This window comes from Flavisolibacter ginsengiterrae DSM 18136 (genome assembly GCF_059568575.1).
The window spans coordinates 164828-182689 of record NZ_JCANTR010000007.1; the positions used below are offsets into that span (position 1 = coordinate 164828).

Annotated in this window: 16 protein-coding genes; 8 read left to right on the plus strand and 8 right to left on the minus strand. The window is 40.6% G+C overall.

What is annotated here, in order from left to right; genetic code table 11:
• Positions 1-12: 12 nt before the first annotated feature.
• The gene (gene dacB / locus BP74_RS09590; RefSeq protein WP_496373474.1) at positions 13-1422 is read right to left on the minus strand and encodes a D-alanyl-D-alanine carboxypeptidase/D-alanyl-D-alanine endopeptidase; all 1410 of its coding nucleotides are present in this window, start codon (positions 1420-1422) and stop codon (positions 13-15) included.
• 37 nt (positions 1423-1459) lie between these two features.
• On the opposite strand from dacB, the gene BP74_RS09595 reads away from it, so the two are divergent.
• Positions 1460-3274 (plus strand): nicotinamide-nucleotide amidohydrolase family protein, encoded by a 1815-nt coding sequence (locus BP74_RS09595; protein ID WP_496373476.1) that lies wholly within the window; start codon positions 1460-1462, stop codon positions 3272-3274.
• A 152-nt stretch (positions 3275-3426) separates the two neighbouring features.
• Positions 3427-4812, plus strand: a complete 1386-nt coding sequence (locus BP74_RS09600; RefSeq protein WP_496373478.1) for a dihydrolipoamide acetyltransferase family protein — start codon at positions 3427-3429, stop codon at positions 4810-4812.
• A 59-nt stretch (positions 4813-4871) separates the two neighbouring features.
• On the opposite strand, the gene BP74_RS09605 is transcribed toward BP74_RS09600, so the two are convergent.
• Positions 4872-5357, minus strand: a complete 486-nt coding sequence (locus BP74_RS09605; protein WP_496373480.1) for a SixA phosphatase family protein — start codon at positions 5355-5357, stop codon at positions 4872-4874.
• 87 nt (positions 5358-5444) lie between these two features.
• Between BP74_RS09605 and BP74_RS09610 the strand changes: the two genes are divergently transcribed.
• Positions 5445-6164, plus strand: coding sequence for a hypothetical protein (locus tag BP74_RS09610; RefSeq protein ID WP_496373482.1), 720 nt, complete (start codon positions 5445-5447; stop codon positions 6162-6164).
• Between the two features lie 35 nt (positions 6165-6199).
• On the opposite strand, the gene BP74_RS09615 is transcribed toward BP74_RS09610, so the two are convergent.
• Together BP74_RS09615 and BP74_RS09620 are read right to left on the minus strand one after the other, a co-directional pair.
• Complete coding sequence (locus BP74_RS09615; RefSeq protein ID WP_496373484.1) at positions 6200-9124, minus strand: alpha/beta hydrolase family protein; 2925 nt, start codon at positions 9122-9124, stop codon at positions 6200-6202.
• Positions 9125-9161: 37 nt separating this feature from the next.
• Entirely contained in the window at positions 9162-10049 is an 888-nt protein-coding gene (locus BP74_RS09620) for a DMT family transporter (RefSeq protein WP_496373485.1), read from the minus strand.
• A 105-nt stretch (positions 10050-10154) separates the two neighbouring features.
• On the opposite strand from BP74_RS09620, the gene BP74_RS09625 reads away from it, so the two are divergent.
• The gene (locus BP74_RS09625) at positions 10155-10928 is read left to right on the plus strand and encodes an ABC transporter ATP-binding protein (RefSeq protein WP_496373486.1); all 774 of its coding nucleotides are present in this window, start codon (positions 10155-10157) and stop codon (positions 10926-10928) included.
• A gap of 40 nt (positions 10929-10968) precedes the next feature.
• Positions 10969-12681, plus strand: coding sequence for a hypothetical protein (locus BP74_RS09630; protein WP_496373488.1), 1713 nt, complete (start codon positions 10969-10971; stop codon positions 12679-12681).
• On the opposite strand, the gene BP74_RS09635 is transcribed toward BP74_RS09630, so the two are convergent.
• From BP74_RS09635 to BP74_RS09645, 3 genes are read right to left on the minus strand one after another with little or no spacing between them, the layout of a single operon-like run.
• Complete coding sequence (locus BP74_RS09635; RefSeq protein WP_496373490.1) at positions 12678-13448, minus strand: polyprenol monophosphomannose synthase; 771 nt, start codon at positions 13446-13448, stop codon at positions 12678-12680. The two genes, BP74_RS09630 and BP74_RS09635, sit on opposite strands and share 4 nt — an antisense overlap.
• Before the next feature lie 6 nt (positions 13449-13454).
• Positions 13455-14225, minus strand: coding sequence for an exonuclease domain-containing protein (locus BP74_RS09640; RefSeq protein ID WP_496373492.1), 771 nt, complete (start codon positions 14223-14225; stop codon positions 13455-13457).
• A 56-nt stretch (positions 14226-14281) separates the two neighbouring features.
• On the minus strand, positions 14282-15649 hold the full coding sequence (locus tag BP74_RS09645; RefSeq protein ID WP_496373494.1) for a UDP-N-acetylmuramate--L-alanine ligase: 1368 nt from the start codon (positions 15647-15649) through the stop codon (positions 14282-14284).
• 171 nt (positions 15650-15820) lie between these two features.
• Here BP74_RS09645 and BP74_RS09650 point away from each other — a divergent pair, with 171 nt between their 5' ends.
• The 3 genes from BP74_RS09650 (at position 15821) to BP74_RS09660 (ending at position 16893) form a co-directional block, all read left to right on the plus strand.
• On the plus strand, positions 15821-15955 hold the full coding sequence (locus tag BP74_RS09650) for a hypothetical protein (RefSeq protein WP_496373496.1): 135 nt from the start codon (positions 15821-15823) through the stop codon (positions 15953-15955).
• Between the two features lie 19 nt (positions 15956-15974).
• A complete protein-coding gene (ytxJ, locus tag BP74_RS09655) occupies positions 15975-16310 on the plus strand; it encodes a bacillithiol system redox-active protein YtxJ (RefSeq protein ID WP_496373498.1) in 336 nt (111 codons plus the stop codon).
• Between the two features lie 172 nt (positions 16311-16482).
• Positions 16483-16893 carry an OsmC family protein gene (locus BP74_RS09660; protein ID WP_496373500.1) on the plus strand — a complete coding sequence of 137 codons (411 nt, stop codon included), beginning with the start codon at positions 16483-16485 and terminating at the stop codon, positions 16891-16893.
• A gap of 29 nt (positions 16894-16922) precedes the next feature.
• Here the strand turns inward: BP74_RS09660 and BP74_RS09665 are convergent, their stop codons facing one another.
• Entirely contained in the window at positions 16923-17816 is an 894-nt protein-coding gene (locus BP74_RS09665; protein WP_496373502.1) for a hypothetical protein, read from the minus strand.
• Positions 17817-17862 lie beyond the last annotated feature (46 nt).

The following is a 17862-nucleotide window of genomic DNA, read 5'->3' on the forward strand; positions in this document are numbered from 1 at the left end:
CAGTGGCAATTTTTATTTTAATTCGTCAAGTACTTTGTACATTTTTTGTACCAGGGAAGTCGCTGAACCATTATAATTGTTGACCAAAAAAGAGAATATATAGTCTTTTCCATCTGAAGAACGCTGATAACCACAAAAACCTTTTGCGCCGTTTATAGTACCACTTTTCATCTTCATTTTATTGAATTCCGGTAAGGCATTGTAAAATCCAGGGAACCAGCTTTGCTTTTTTGCATATTGCAACACTGATACCTGTGCATGTGTTGTAACCCTATTGAGAGGCGAAAGCCCCGAACCATCCACCATATTTAGTTCTGTGGACTCTATGCCTTTTTCTTTCCAAAAATTCCTGACAATATTGACACCTTTCTCTGTTTCGCCGAATCCTTCCTTTTTAAAGGCAAGTGTCTTTACAAATGCTTCTCCATAAAGATTGATACTCTTTTTAAAAAACCAGTAAATCATTGAATCAAGAGATGGAGATCGAAAACTAATGATCTCCCGTGCAGATCGAAGTTCCTGAATATTGAAAGCTTCTGTGCCGGTATATAATTTGGTTCCCTTTTCTATGGAAATATTTGCCTTACTAAGTGCTGCTATTATTTCTTCGCCAAATGATAATGCCGGGTATGGTAAAGAGCCGGAAATTGTAAATAATTTCTCCTGCTGGGGAATGGTGCCTGTTGTAATCCCAAAAGAGCTAAAAGGAGCCAGGTAAATATATCCATTGTCACCGCTACCTGGTTTACCGGTTTTGATTCCATTTTTTAATTGAAAAGACGATGAGCCATTACCCTTTGTAACAATCCTGGTACTATCCCCCGGTGCTTTACCTGGCTGTAAAACCAAATCATATTGGTTCTCATTCCAGTTGATCGCCCGGCTGCCTGCACCGTAGTAATTACCGATATCATCCCAGATCCAACCTCCCGGTGTTGGCTGATACGAAAACCCTGATTCGTCCATGTACAATGCACCCTGCACTTGCTTTATATTCAATGACCGTAGCTTTGAAACAATGGTAGAAACTATTACCTCTTTTTTAGTACCAATATAACGCCAGCTACCAAGCGTAGGATCCCCACTCCCACTGATAAACAGGTCACCCTTCAATATATTGCCTTCGATTTTACCGTTAGCTCTTATTACAGTATTATAAACAAAATCTTTCCCCAGTAATTCATAGGTCGCTGCGCCGGTGATAATCTTTTGCGTAGATGCCGGCGCCAACCCTATAGCTGCATTCTTTTCAATGACCACATTACCAGTTTTTTCATCTACAACATATAGCGAAGCAATGGCATGCCGCAGCTGGGAGTCGTTTTCAAAAGCCCTGAAAGCCTTTTCAATATTTGCGGGAACAGACTGGGCGAAAGTGAGAAGAGATGACAGCAAAAAGCAGATAAATAATAGTTTTTTCATGGCGTCGTACATTGCGCTAAAATTAAGTGATTCACTAATGAAAGAAGTCAACGCTTGTATAATAACTATTGGAGATGAATTGTTGATTGGACAAACCATTGATACCAATAGTGCGTTTATTGCGCAGGAGTTAAATAAGATAGGAATATGGGTAAAAAAAAGAGTAGCTATCGGGGATGTAAAAGAAGAGATCCTTAATGCCCTTACAGAAGAAAGCAAAGAAAATGGAGTGATCATTATAACCGGTGGTCTTGGACCGACAGCTGATGATATCACCAAACCCACATTATGTAAATATTTCAACTCAAAGCTCATTGTTGATGAAATTGCCCTTCAAAATGTGAAGGATATCTTTTCTAAATTAAACCGCCCTTTGACAGACAGGAACCTAAAACAGGCAGAAGTGCCGGACAATTGTATGGTGCTGCCAAATTTAAGAGGTACGGCTCCGGGTATGTGGTTTGAAGCCCCCCTGCCCCCCATGGGGGGACTGGCTGGCACACAGCCCTTACCATTGCAAGGAACTGAAAAGATTTCAAGCTCATCGCAGCCCAGCCTCTCCCCCCTTGGGGGGCCGGGGGGGCCTGAATACATGACGGCTGATCCAATAACTTATGGATTGCTGAAGCAATTTGTGAAAGAGCACAGAAGTAAACCTACCCAGGCTGAAGAAACATTATGGCATGAACTGAGAGGTAAACAGTTAGAAAAACATAAGTTTAGAAGGCAACATATCATTGGAAATTACATTGCGGACTTTGTTTGCTTGCCAAAAAAATTAATCATTGAAGTTGATGGCTTGATTCATCAACTTCCTCAGAACAAAGAAAACGATGAAAAACGCACACTATGGCTGCAAATGAATGGATTCAGAGTTTTAAGATTTTCAAATGATGATGTCATTAACCATATAGACAAGGTCCTCTCTAAAATCCTCCTGGTTTTAAAAGAAGAAAGCCAAAATAATAACACTCCCACAAGAGAGTTTAGTGATACGGCAAATGCTCCTTTAAAAGGCAAGACCACCATTTACATCTCCCTTCCCGGCGTACCCAATGAAATGAAAGGCTTAATTCAACACAGTGTTATTCCTAAGTTGAAAGAGACACTGGATTTGCCAGCTGTAATTCATCGAACCTTGCTAACATCAGGAATTGGGGAATCGACTATAGCAGATGTGCTTGAGGAATTCGAACAACAATTACCCGGTCATATCAAACTGGCTTACCTCCCGGCTTATGGCATGGTTAGATTACGCCTGACTGGTAGAGGCAATAACGCCAAGACAGTTGAAGAAGAAGTATCAGCCCAGTTTGAGCAAATGAAAACTCTCGTAGCAGAGTGGATGGTGGCTGATTCTGATATTTCGCTCCAGGAAGCTGTGAGTAATCTGCTAAAGAAATCAGGAAAAACAGTCTCAACTGCAGAAAGTTGTACCGGCGGATATATAGCCCACATTATAACATCGAAAGCCGGATCTTCTGCTATTTTCAACGGCAGTATTGTTTCCTATTCCAATAAGGTAAAAGAAAATGTATTGGGAGTAAAAAAGGAAACGATCAGGAGTTTTGGTGCAGTAAGCCAGCAAACAGTGACAGAAATGGTTCAGGGGGTTTTAGGTGTCATTGATAGTGATTATGCAATAGCTACCTCCGGGATCATGGGTCCTGATGGCGGCACAGCCGAAAAGCCCGTAGGTACAGTGTGGATTGCGGTTGGAAACAAAAACAGTGTTAATGCCACTCAATATAATTTCCGTTTTGACCGCGGCAGGAACATTGAAATGACTGCTCAAACTGCATTAACTATGTTACGCCGTTTTATCTTAGAACAGGAGAGCTTGAAAGATTAAAGCCGCAATGCTTATTTTTGGCGCAAATTCCAGGAGCGGAATGCTAATGATTGCTATATTTTCTATCCAGGAGCCTTTAAGGTTATCCCGGTTGAAAGTCATGCTGGTTGCATTGTGGCTTTGGAAGTTTAAAAGAAACTATAAACTATTATATGGCTACTGTAGACCTGGTAATGCCTAAGATGGGCGAAAGCATAATGGAAGCAACCATTTTAAAATGGCACAAGAACCCCGGTGATGCTGTTAAAATGGATGAAACCGTTTTGGAAATTGCAACAGATAAAGTAGATAGCGAGGTGCCTTCCACCGCAGAAGGTGTTATTTCTGAAATTCTTTTCAATGTAAATGATGTCGTACCTATTGGGACAGTCATTGCACGGGTAAAGACAGGTACACCAGACTCACCAGCCAGCTCCTCCCCTAAACAGGCACCTACCTCACAGGACACTGCATATTCAAACCAAAGTTTCCAGCAGGAAGAGCATGCTTCCAGGCCACAGGTAAGTTCCTCATCTTCTTTACAGGAGAATACCTATAATGCAACAACATCAGCTTCTAATGGGAATAAGTTCTATTCACCGTTAGTACTGAACATTGCAGCTCAGGAAGGTGTCAGCATGGTGGAACTGGAAAACATCCGTGGAACTGGAAATGAAGGAAGGGTTACCAAGCGCGATATACTTCAATTCGTACATGAAAGGAGAAGCGGCAAAGTGCAAACCCAAGCGGCAGCTGCTTCTCAAACACAGCAACCAGCATCTTCCACACAGCAACAAATGATGATCCCTGTAAATAAAGTTGAGTCCTCTGCACCAACCACATACAGCGGCAATGTGGAGATCATCGAAATGGACCGCATGCGCCGGTTGATCGCTGACCATATGGTAAGAAGTAAGCATACCAGCCCCCATGTTACTTCATTCACAGAAGCTGATGTCACCAACCTGGTGATGTGGAGAGATAAAGTGAAGAAAGAATTTGAAAAAAGAGAAGGAACAAAGATCACTTTTACACCATTATTTATAGAAGCCATTGTTCGTTGTATCCGGAAGTTTCCTTTAATCAACAGTTCACTGGATGGCAATAATATCATTGTCAAAAAAGATATAAACATTGGTATGGCGACAGCCCTTCCAACAGGCAACCTGATAGTACCAGTGATCAGGAATGCGGATCAGCTGAATATGGTGGGCCTTGCGAAAAAGGTTAACAGCCTGGCAGACAGCGCCCGTAATAACAAATTGAAGCCAGAGGATATTGCAGATGGTACATTTACCCTAACCAACGTGGGAACTTTTGGCAGCCTGATGGGAACACCTATTATCAATCAGCCACAGGTAGCCATACTGGCCGTAGGTGCCATCAAAAAACGCCCTGTTGTTATAGAAACTCCGCATGGGGATAGCATAGCCATCCGGCATATGATGTATTTATCCATGAGTTATGACCACAGGATCGTTGACGGAAGCCTTGGGGCTACCTTCCTGACAGCCGTAGCTAATGAACTTCAAAACTTTGACTCTAACAGGGAATATTAATAATCAATACAATTAAAGGAGAAACCATCTTGCAACAAGCAAGATGGTTTTTTTTACTTTTATTTTCCGAAACGCCTTCTATCAAGACGGTAATGCTTACCCTTTCTTTTTATAACAAACAAGTCCCCATATTGTGTATCCGTAAGGTCTGCGGGAATAACCACTGAACCCATGAGCGTGTTAACAATATTATCCACTGTGTTGGAATGACCAACGATCAATATATTTTCATTTTTACTTCTAAGAGATCTGATAAAACCTGTATCTGCAGGTTGATATGATTGAATTTCAATTTTTAACACCCTTGCCAGTGGTTCGGCCGTAGCCCTGGTTCTTAAAAAATTTGTGGAATATATGGAGCGAATATGCGCTGAAAGCAACAAATCTTTTAATGCTTCTGCTCTTTCCTTACCCTGAACGGATAATGGAACATCACTTGCCATAGTAGTACTTGTCTCCTTCTCTGCATGCCGCACCACAAAATAACTGGTTGGCTTGCAGGAATACAGAAAAAACAAAAAGAACACTGGCAGGATTATACGCATGATCGGTAGTATTAACACATTAAAGATAAACAGGTCTATGATTTGAATAGTCTATTTAGTAAATTAGGTAATCAAATCATTTAGACTATGAAACAATTGTCCGAAACCTGGTTTGCCGAAGGATATATAGATTTCGAGTTAAAGAAATATACACTCCTTGCCTACCTGCAGGAGATCAATAAATATTTCAATCAAAATAAGTTGTACCCACAACTTGCTGATCTTATATTTCACTATAATAATATAGTCGCCTTCAGGGAAAATAAGAAATACCTGCAGGAGCACTTTCCAAAAAAACTGACAGGTATTCAGATTGAGAAACTGCAATTATTATATGAACAAATGATAGCTGATGATGAACTCATGCAACAACTGGAAGAGATCATCAACTATTCGGCAAATGAAATGAAAACAACTATCAGCAGTGGAACAGAACTATATGAATTCGTGGAAGAAAAGTTAACGATCACTCCTGTTGGATTGGTGCCTCTTGATAACCAGGAAGGCTATTTCTTTTTAAGCTCAGGGTATGCCAGGGCAACAAGGGTGTACCATTACCGGTTGTCCATATTTGCAAAGCATGACGAGAAATTCAGGAGCATTCGCACAGCATACCTTGACGAAATGCGCCGCAGCCTGGTAAACACTTATGAAAACCTGAAATATGACCTGATCAAAAACAGGAGCGAATTGCCCAATCCGGCTGTGTATTGCATAGAAACCGATCTTAGTTTTCCTGTAGAAGAAACTTTGTTACCGATCGCCAAAAGGTGCCTGGTAAAATACCTGTCCCCTTCTGTTGCATAGATTCCTGAATGGTTATCAAGGTATTGATGCATGATTCAGAACATACCAGTTTCCAGGCCCCAATCTTTTCCTTTTTTTACTGCAGGAACACCTTCCGTTATCCATTTAGGAGCCGGCTGATCTTTCAATAACCAGTCAAAATATTGCTGCTCCCTTATTTGGATATCCTTACGGTTCTTTCGCTCCACAAGATTATGAGCCTCCCCGTTATAATTGAGTAGCCAAACCTTTTTGCCCAGGCGCCTCATAGCTGTAAAGAATTCTATACCCTGGTACCAGGGTACAGCACCATCCGCATCATTAGACATGATTACCAACGGAGTTGTTACTTTCTTCAAATGAAAAAATGGAGAGTTCTCCATATAAAGGTCGGGCCTTTCCCATGGTGTTGAACCTATACGACTTTGACCCTTTTCATATTGTGATTGACGGTTATTTCCACTTTCCCATCGTATGCCTCCATATGCACTGAACATATTAACTACCGGTGCTCCGGCCCATGCCGCTTTAAACAGATGGGTGGCAGTGATAAGGTACGCCACCTGGTAGCCGCCCCAACTTTGTCCCTGTATGGCCATATTTTTCCCATCCACCCATTTTTCATTTGCCAAAGTCGTTGCTCCACTAACAATGTAATTGTAAGCATCTTTTCCCGGGTGTCCTTTTGTATAATAAATATCGGGGGCTAAAACCAGGTATCCCCTGCTCACAAAAAAGGGAATGTTTAAACGGCTCGGTGTAGGCGCCGGAGCAGAATAATTGTACAATCCATCACTTAGCTTTTCATAGAAGTAAAAGATCACAGGGTATTTTTTAGATGGATCAAAATCCTCAGGCTTGTACAATATACCGGTTGCAGGCTTGCCATTGATTGCTTTCCATTTATACAATTCAGCCGTACCCCAGTTATAATTAGCCTGTTGTGGATTTAAAAAGGTTATCCTTTTGCTATTACTCACATCTAATGGTGAAGAAAATATACTTTGTTCTGCTTTACCACTTATAAGAAATAGGTCAGGTGAATGCATAAAATTTTCTTTTGAATACACAAGGGTTTGTGCATCCCTGGACCTGGTAAGTGAATTATAATTAAATTCTCCAAAGCCCAATGACTGAAAAGAAAGTTTTGTGTCGAGTGGGCTAAAAGCATAACCGGTTTGCTTGGTTACCTGGTTTTGCACTTTAAAGAACAGTGGCTGGTGCCTGCTAAAAAACTTTTCATCTTCATTTAGCTTCACATAACGATAACTGTTTTTAAGCCTGCGGCCTGAAACTGTTAGATTGACCGGTGTTTTCATCCCGGAAGGATCTACCTTCCAAACATCATAACGATCATAGATATACACTGCAGAATCACCCTGGTTCCATCCCATTACACCATAGGGACCAGGATCATCAGGCACATCGTTTTCTTCATTATATAAAGGGACCTTGATCTTTGATGTTATGTTCTTCAACCCTTTTCCATCCCATGAAAAATAATTTTTGAAATGAGTATCATACAACAGGATAAATTTACCGGTTGAAGAAGGATATATTTCTCCGTCATGATTTTTTTTGATCAAAGTTGTACGACCAGTATACACATTTAAAGCATAAATATCTCTTTTAGCATTTCCAAGCCATTGCGTCTCTACCCTTCTGCCAGTATCTGTAGTGGCAACAAAAATATCTCCATCCCCCTCGTTCGTTGGAATAATCGTTGGCAATCCCTCATTAGCCAGCTGTCTTATTTTTTGGGCCCGGAAATCATAAACGGCAAGAAAATTTTTTTTGAGATCGGATGGTAAACGTAATAATTGTTGCGTTTGAAGATAGTCATCCTTATAATTCCAGATATCGAGTTTTACCAGGTCGATATCTACCAAACTGGTATCTTTTGGTTTTGGTAAAGGCACAGCGCCAAAAAATAACCTATTCCCGCTCTTACTGAAACTGACAGTTCCATTTTCACTTACGGTCATTCCCAGTTGCATGCCAGGTGTATTTTTATCCAATAATAAATTGGCACTATCACTACCGGTTTGATATAAGTACAAACCATAAAATTTCTGAAGCGCATTGGTAGCCGTATCACTATCTGCCACGAATGCGATTTTATCCCCTGACTCGGATAAAGCAAAGTTTTTGTAATCATTGCCTCCTTTTATGATAGTGTCTGCTTTTCCCTTTTGAAGATCATAAACCACTACGCCATTGACTGAAGCAGAATCTTTGGCATTCCTGGTGATCCTTATTACCAGTTTCTGCCCATAGGCATTAAAATAATAATCACTGACATATTTAAATAGTATGTCCTTACCTTTTCCAAATCCATGCAGAATGAGGTCACTACCTTCTGTGGCAGCGGCAGTCAGTAAGGGATCATCTTCCGCATCAGTTTGATCACCAGTACCTGCCTTACTATTTTTTATTTCTGTAACCAGCAACATTAATGAATCAATGGTTTTTTTCAGGCTATCAACAGTTTTTTGATTAGGTGTCCCGTTAAGCCTGGATGGCTCTTTTTCTTTATGAATAGCTACCCAACCAGCGGCTTTTTCGGGGATTTTAAAAGATTTTACACGGGGCCATTTTGCTATTTCTTTGCTTCCCAATTGCACTATTCCAATAGAATCCTTAGGCATGTCTTCAGGCTTTTTCTTTTTTATTTTAGCCTCGCGCAACTCCCTGTAGGTAGGCTTTACCCTGAATACCACATAGCGGCTATCCTCGGTTATTACCGCATTGTAACCGCAGGGAACTTTTAATTTTTGAGATGTGTCACAGGAAAATAATATATACAAATCAGCATCTCCCTCCTGTGGGGTAATTGAATACACGATCCATTTGCCATCATTAGAGATCATTTTTTCTCCAATACTTTGCCAGCCATCATATACAGAATGATCAAGCGGTTTTTTTTGGGCAAAAGAATAGAAACAGGAAAAAACACAGCAAAGCAGGAACGAGAACTTCATAAAGTTTGACTTATGCGTTAAAAATAAGCACTGAAGGTTAATGGGAAAATGATTTTTGACGAGACAAGCGCAACAGGTGAATCATATGGAAAGCAACAGCCAATGCAATCAATCCAAATCCTATATAGAACCATTTACTGAGTTTTTCATTCTCATGGTAAATCAGAAATGCCAACAGAATCCCGTACACTGGTTCAAGCGTCAATGTCAGGTTCAAGGTAAAGGCGGATATCTTTTTCAAGGCCCGTATGTATAAAAAGAAGGTCATTATGGTACAAACCCAACTTAATAATACCAACCACACCCAATCCATTGTTCCGGGCAGGTAATGCTTCTCGGGAAAATAATACTGGTATATTGGTAGCAACAGGCTTAATCCTGCAAAACCTCCGGTGAGCTGGTAAAGTGTGATCTGCTCTGGCGCATAATGATCAATTATTTTTTTGTTTAAAACGGAAACTATTACAGTTAATAAAGCAGATAACAACCCTATTACAATGCCGATTGAAAATTGAACATGGGTATTGTAAATAATGACTATGCCCGCAATGGCGAACAATCCAAGAAATATCTCAATGGCATCAAATCGTTTTCTTAATAACAATGGTTCAATAACCGAAGCCAGTAAGGCAGATGTTGACAATGTTGTGAGAGCAATAGTTATGTTGGCATATTTGATACTACCATAAAAACAAACCCAGTGTAATGCCTGGGTGAATCCAATACTGCTTATCAAAAAGACGGATCGTGCAGGCAACCGCCTGATCTTATTCATAAAAAAATACAATACCCATAGAGATATAGTCGTGATCAATAGCCGGTACCAGACCAACCAGGTTTGATCCAGTGTTATCACACGTCCCAATACGCCCGTAAAGCCCCACAAAAAAACTGCGGCGTGTAACTGCAGTAATGCCTTTCTCATGATCAAAGAAACATAAATTCCATTATAAGCTCAGGACTGTATTACTTGATTATCTTTAGCAGGCATTCGTATCATTTACTTTAACTCAAGGCATTCACGTTATATATGGAACCGGTAATCAGCATCAGGAACCTTTTTAAGAACTATGGCAATAAGTCAGTATTGAAAGACATTACCCTGGAAGTATTTGCCGGGCAGGTCATCGGGTATATTGGACCTAATGGCGCAGGAAAAAGCACTACCGTAAAGATTCTTTGCGGGCTGCTTACTGATTATGAGGGCGAAGTCAGCGTAAAAGGATTTGATGTAAAAAATAACACACTTGAAGTAAAAAAAATAATAGGCTATGTACCTGAAATGGCTGAATTGTATGATGTGTTAACCCCCAGGGAGTTCCTGGCATTTATGGGGGCCTTATATGGAATCGATGAAGAGATTTGTGCTGAAAGAATACAAAAAATGATAGCTGCCTTTGGCCTTTCCAGCAATATAGATCAGCGTATGGATAGCTTCAGCAAAGGAATGAAGCAAAAGGTATTGATCGCTTCAGGGCTGTTGCACAATCCCGATGTGATCATTCTTGACGAGCCTTTAAGCGGCCTTGATGCCAATAGCGTAATCATCATCAAGGAAATGATCAGCAGGCTGGCCAGGGATGGCAAAACCATATTTTATTGTAGCCATATGATGGACGTGGTGGAGAAAGTCAGTGACCGTATTGTATTGATAGATGATGGAAGGATCATTGCCGATGGAAGCTTTGAAGAACTAAAACAACAGCAAGGCAATAAAAGCCTGGAACAGATATTTGCCAATCTTACCAGTAAAGATTCATTATCCAATACTGCAGATGAACTCATTAAAGCATTGGAAGGATAAAATTTCTATTTAATCAAAACCATTAATATTAACGGCACCAGTGAATCCTGTCAACAAAATTTTCCTGAAACTTATCCTTCTCCCTGCTCCTGTTTATAAAAGTATCGGAGTAAACATAAAGCAGTTAAAATCCATCCTGACAACAAAACTGACCATGGATGACCGGCGTCCTAATACCATCCAGCAAACGAGGACCAGGAACAAGGGTAAGCAGGTATCTCTTGCCACACTCGGAACCATGTTTATGAGTGGATTGATAGGCCTGGTTTATTTATTTGCATTTTCTATAGGTTCAAATATGGTAACCAGTCTTACCATTTATTATTCCATGTTCTTCTTTATGTTATCTGCAACATTGATCTCTGACTTCACTTCAGTGCTTATCGATGTGAGGGATACTTTTATTATTTTACCTAAACCTGTTAATGACAGAACACTGCTGGTTTCCCGGCTACTGCATATCCTGATACACATTTCCAAAATAGTGCTGCCCATGAGCCTTCCTGGAATTGTTTACGTAATCATGAATGTAAACATCGCGGCTGCTGTATCTTTTATCCTTATGGTGCTTTTCACTACGACCTTTGCCATCCTCTTTATCAATGCGGTTTATATAGCCATTCTTAAAATAACCACTCCCCAAAAATTCCAATCCGTTATCAGTTATATCCAGATCATTTTTGCTATTGTAATATATGCCAGCTACCAGATCTTTCCCCGTATGATCAACCGGTTTACGCTTGGAAATCTTGATCTAACCTTGCAAAAGGGCATTCTTTTTTATCCTCTTTTTTGGATAGCCTGCACCTGGAAATTTTTGTACTCGTTCCAGGTAACATATAAGGAAGCAATAGGAACAGTCCTGGGTTTGATCTTACCATTTATCAGTATTTACCTGGTAGTGAAATACCTTGCACCATTTTTCAATAATAAACTTGCCTTATTGTCTTCGGGTAGTTCAGCTACGCCTGATGCTAAAGCGGTTACAACAAGAAAGCACCGTTTGGACTATCCCGCCATTCTCAGCAAATTATTTACATCAGGTGGATCAGAAAAAATGGGATTCTTATTTTGCTGGAAAATGACCTCGCGAAGCCGCGATTTTAAACTAAAGGTTTATCCTTCCATTGGCTACCTGGCAGTGTATGTGGTCATCATGTTCATGAATACAAAATCTATGGACCTGCAGGAATTAAGGGAAGAAAGCATGAAAAGCAGGATACTGGTAATATCCGCTTTGTATTTTACAAGTTTCATCCTGACAATGGCCATTACCCAGGTGGTATATTCAGAAAAATACAAGGCATCCTGGATCTATTACATCACACCTGTTGCCAGGCCGGGGGCCATCATACTCGGAGGTGCAAAAGCTGCTATCATGAAATTCTACATACCTCTTGTATTTTTCATTACCCTTGCCGGGCTTATTCTTATTGGCCCAAAAGTATTACCCAATATCATCCTGGGCTTATTCAATGAATTACTTATTGCTACTATTCTTGTTTATGTGGGCAATAAGCAATTCCCGTTTTCCATGCATCAAAATACCAATGTCAAAGCAGGGTCTTTATTAAGGAGCTTGTTTGTCCTTGCCATTTCAGGTGTTATAGCGCTGGGGCATTTCTTTATCTATAACATAATGCCTGTAGTTATTATTGGTGCAATACTGTCTGTAATTGCAACCTGGCTTATCATGGATAGTATCAGGAATATTCCATGGAAAGCAGTAATGAGTAGTTACAGGGAAGATTAAGATCCTTCTGTTACAGGAGCATCCATTTTACTTTTCACCCTGCGCCTGTAATTGGTGAACATGCTATACCAGCGGAGCTTCAGTACACCCAAAATCCCTTCCTTGACAATTCCCTTACTCATTTTCGATTCGCCATATTTACGGTCTTCAAATTGAATAGGAACTTCTTTAAGACGAAATCCAAGTTTCCATGCGGCAAATTTCATCTCTATCTGGAATGCATAACCCACAAAATGGATCTCATCCAGGTTGATGGTTTCCAATACTTCTCTTTTATAACACATGAATCCGGCGGTCTGGTCTTCAACCGGCATCCATAAGATCAACCTTGTGTATAGGGATCCGCCTTTTGATAAAAGGATCCTGTTGCGGGGCCAGTTTTGAACACCTCCCCCTTTTATATAACGGGAACCAATAGCTACATCTGCACCACCGGTTTTGCAGGCATCGTAAAGACGTGGCAGGTCGGAAGGGTTATGAGAAAAATCAGCATCCATCTCAAAAATGTACTCATACTCCCTTTTAATTCCCCATTTAAAACCATGTATATAAGCGGTTCCCAACCCTAGCTTGCCTTGTCTTTCTTCCAGAAAAACGCTTTCGGGATATTTGGTTCTTAAAGACCGTACTATATCGGCTGTTCCATCGGGTGAGCCATCATCTATTACCAGTATATGAAAATCCTGGTTAAGGTCATGAATGGCCTCTATGATAGGGCCAATATTTTCCCTCTCATTATAAGTTGGTATAATTACAAGCTTCTCCAAAAGGCTTTAGAACTTTTTAAGCATGATACGGGTGTACATTTCAGTTAACTTCTGCTTGGTATTCATTGGAAACTCACCCTTCATCATCCAGTCATAATACTGGGGCTCGGCCTTTAATACATCAGCCACCGGTCTTCCTTTGTGTTTTCCAAAATTAAATACTTCCACACCTTTATCGTTGAAAGTAAAACGTCGTGCAAAGTCAATGATTGGTTCCTCCCCAATCGCTTTTATGATACTTTCAATATTGGTTCCTAATTGAGGATATTTTTCTAACTGGGCATTTAAAATTTCTGCTGTAGCTACGGCATCCACTTCTGCACCGTGAGCCCCTTCCAGCGATTTATTGCAATAAAATTTATAGGCTGCAGATAATGTACGTTGCTCCATCTGGTGAAATATCTTTTGAACATCAATTACCCTGCGGCTTTTCATATCAAATTCCACATCAGCCCTGATAAATTCTTCCATCAACATAGGAATATCAAGACGGTAAGCATTATAACAGGACAGGTCGCACCCGTCCAGGAACTGCCTGATCTCATGCGCAGCCTGTTTGAATGTCGGGGCATCTTTTACCATTTCGTCAGTGATTCCATGTATTTCACTAATGGAGGAAGGTATGGGGATCAGTGGATTTATGATCTTTCTTTTTACCGTACGGTTACCATCCGGCAACACTTTAACTATGGCAATTTCTACAATTCTATCAGCACTGACGTTGGAGCCCGTGGCTTCAATATCAATAAAGGCCAGGGGTTTCTTTAACTGTAACATTTGCAGCGGGTTCTTAAAATGGGTAAAGGTAAAGTTTTGTGTTATTCAGGACGAAATTAATGACTTGCACCTGTTATTTGTTTAGCGAATGCTTCCGTATCCAATCCATCATAATTTCCAGAGCTCATAAATACTACAACGGCATTATTATATTCATTGCTATACAACCAGTCTTCCAGATCTTTACGTTCATTGATGACCGCAAGGCCTTTTTTATAAAAACCATTCTCCACAGATTGTTTTGACAGGTCTGGCATCCGCTTTAATTCAAGTGCATGCCGGCTGTAAAAAACAGCAGCCCAATCCGCCTTTTCCATCACCCCTTCATATTCTTTCATGAAGGCTTCATTCAAACTACTGTAGGTATGAAGTTCCAGCACAGCTATCAATGTTTTATCGGGGAATTGCTGTTTCAGGGCTTCTATCGTTGCTTTCACTTTTGAAGGGGCATGGGCAAAATCACGATAAAATATAGCCTGTGCATTTTTAGCTAACAATTCCAGGCGTTTGGAAGCTCCCGTGAAACTGCTGATGGCATTCGCAAAAATAGTTGCACTTACACCCAACTCCCGGCAAACCAGCCATGCAGCCTGCATATTTAGTAAATTATGATCACCGAAGACTTTTAATGATACTTTTTCGCCTTCAATAGTCACCTTTGTTTCTCCATTATTGATCTCATGTTCCGGAACCCGGTAGGGATGATATTGTATATCAGTCCGGGCATGAGTTTCCACCAATTCCTTTAATATAGCATCTGTATCATTATAGATCAGGTGACCCCCTTTTTCTATTTTATCTATATATATCCGGAACTGTTCCAGGTAATTCTCAAAAGTGGGAAATACATTGATATGATCCCATGCGATACCGGTAATGACCGCAATATGTGGAAAAAGGAAGTGAAATTTGGGGCGTTTTTCTACCGCACTGGCCGGGTACTCATCTCCTTCGCAAATGATCACGGGTGCTTCTGTTATTTTAACAGATTGGTCAAACCCCTGCAACCTGGCCCCTACCAGGTAGTCAAAATCCATGCTGGCAGATCGCAATACATGCATGATCATAGAGGTAGTGGTTGTTTTACCATGGCTACCCCCTATTACCACCCTTGTCTTTTTAAGGCTTTCCTGGTAAATATATTCAGGGAAAGAATAAATGGGTATTCCAAGTTCTTTTGCTTTCAATAATTCAGGATTGTCAACCCTTGCATGCATGCCCAGGATAACCGCATCCAATGACTTGTCAATCAATGATGGCGTCCAACCCAGTTCTTCCGGTAATATTCCCTCACGGTCAAGGTTGCCCCTGGCAGGTTCAAAGATCTCATCGTCACTGCCTGTAATCTGGTATCCTTTTCGCTTTAAAGCTATAGCCAGTTGGTGCATTACACTGCCACCAATAGAGGTAAAATGTATTTTCATGGTTGATCTAAGTAGTTTGGATGAGCATGATATAGCCAGACAACCTGCTTTTAGGGGCATTTGACCGATGAATGAGCTTGATAGGGCCAACAGGGGTTTTAAATGTAATTTTCATAGCTATATTTGCATAATAAGCGGCAAATTAAGCCGTTTTAATCCAAACTAGTTATTATGAAAAACAAATTGCTTTACCTAACCCTCTTAATCCTGACCAGCCTGGTCTTTGCTTCCTGCGCAGGTTCCCGTTATGGTTGCCCTGCTACGGCATCTGCCAAAACTCCTGTAATTGAGAAGCATAAGGTTTAATCATTAAAAATTGTTGTGTATGCATTGGATTCATCTTACCGATGAAGAGCAGTTGAAAAAGATCATTAGTAATTCTCAAAACAAGCCCCAGGTAATATTTAAACACAGCACCCGTTGTTCCATCAGCTCTGTAGCCCTGCAACGGTTGCAGAAAGTGGATCAGCCTTCAGATATTGATTTTTATTTTCTTGACCTGATAGCATACAGAGGACTTTCCTCCAGGATCTCTGAAGTATTTGGTGTGTACCATGAATCGCCCCAGGTACTTGTCATCAAAGACGGGCAATGTATTTATGACGAGAGTCATTTGAGCATATCCATGGATGATATTTTGGAAAGCGCCCACGCAGCATAATTAGCCGGTTAAAATATTAATTGTAAGGAACCCTCAAGGTTCCTTTTGTCATGTAAATAATGCTATATTATAAAGCTCTAAAGACCGGCCTGGTTTCAAGACTTTTGTGTCCCTGATTTCTTTACCTGCTTTCCTGTAGCTTTGTTTTCTTAAAGCTCTTAACATTAAAACTATGATACGTAATGCAACCGCCGTCTGGAACGGCTCTGGAAAAGAAGGCAACGGAAAATTAACCACTCAAAGCACTGTTTTAAAAGACACACAGTATTCCTATCTCTCCCGTTTTGAGAATGGTATAGGCACAAATCCTGAAGAATTGGTAGCAGCAGCACATGCTGGTTGTTTTACTATGAAATTGACCTTTGTTTTAGGTGAAGCAGGATTTACACCTGAAAGTCTTGAAACAAAATGCGGTATCACATTTGAAAATGGAGCAGTGACCAAATCACACCTAACGGTCACGGGCAAAGTTCCCGGCATCACCAAGGAAAAGTTTGATGAAGCTGTAAAGAACGCAGAACAAAATTGCCCGATCTCAAAGTTATTGAACACGGAAATTTCTGCTGAGGGCACACTGGCCTGATGTAAGAAGGCCGCTCCTGGCGGCTTTCTTCATTTTCTTTTATAATAATAAAGGTTTACGGTATTACTAAACCCTTTCTCACTTAAAGTATAATAACCTGAATTGTCAGCAGCAAAAGTTACTGCTTCTCCCAGCGGCTCCATTTTATATGGCACTGTTGTATAATTATGCCCCAGGGCCTGCACAATATTTTCCTGAACTCCCCTGGTATAATGTAATATAGCAGGATAGGTCTTTACAAGGATCTCTTTTCCATCTGCTGAAATGGAAGCTGAAACTACACCCCCGTAAGGCAAGGTGCCAACTTGCCTGGCTGTGTTCACACCGGTAAAAGAATAGGGGAAAGTCAATGTATAGATCTTCGAGGCATTATCCCTTTTAGTGAACAGGTAAATATCTTTTGTTACCGGGTCTACGATCAATGCTTCTGCATCATGTGATCCATCTTCATATGTAAAGCGGATGGTATTGAAATTACTAATGGTATCTATGGATTTTGCAGGCTCCGGAAAAGAATAAATGGTATAATCACTATATACCTGGTTGTTGTCACCAATATCTGCAATATAAATGTCTGACCCTGAGAGTGTCATATCTTCCCAATCGCGGTTAACTGCTCCTTTCAAATAAATGCTTTTGAAAATACTGCCATTATGATCTATAAGGTAGATAGCCGGAGGATTTCCGCTATCCTCTTCACCCCACAGATAGCCGGCGTTTACCTTACTGTCAGCAATACCCGAAACCTCATTGATCATTGGGAGAACAGGCTTCACCAAAGGCACGGAATCAAAAAGAGGAACTATAGTTGGAGAGGAAGACTTTTTACAGGAAGTAAACGAAACAATGGGCAAATAGAGAAGCATTAATAGGTACCTGGCAACAATATTCATCCCTATCATCATTATAGAACCCTTTTTCATCATCGAAATGTACATTCAAATTTGCAATAAGTCCAAATCCGCCGTT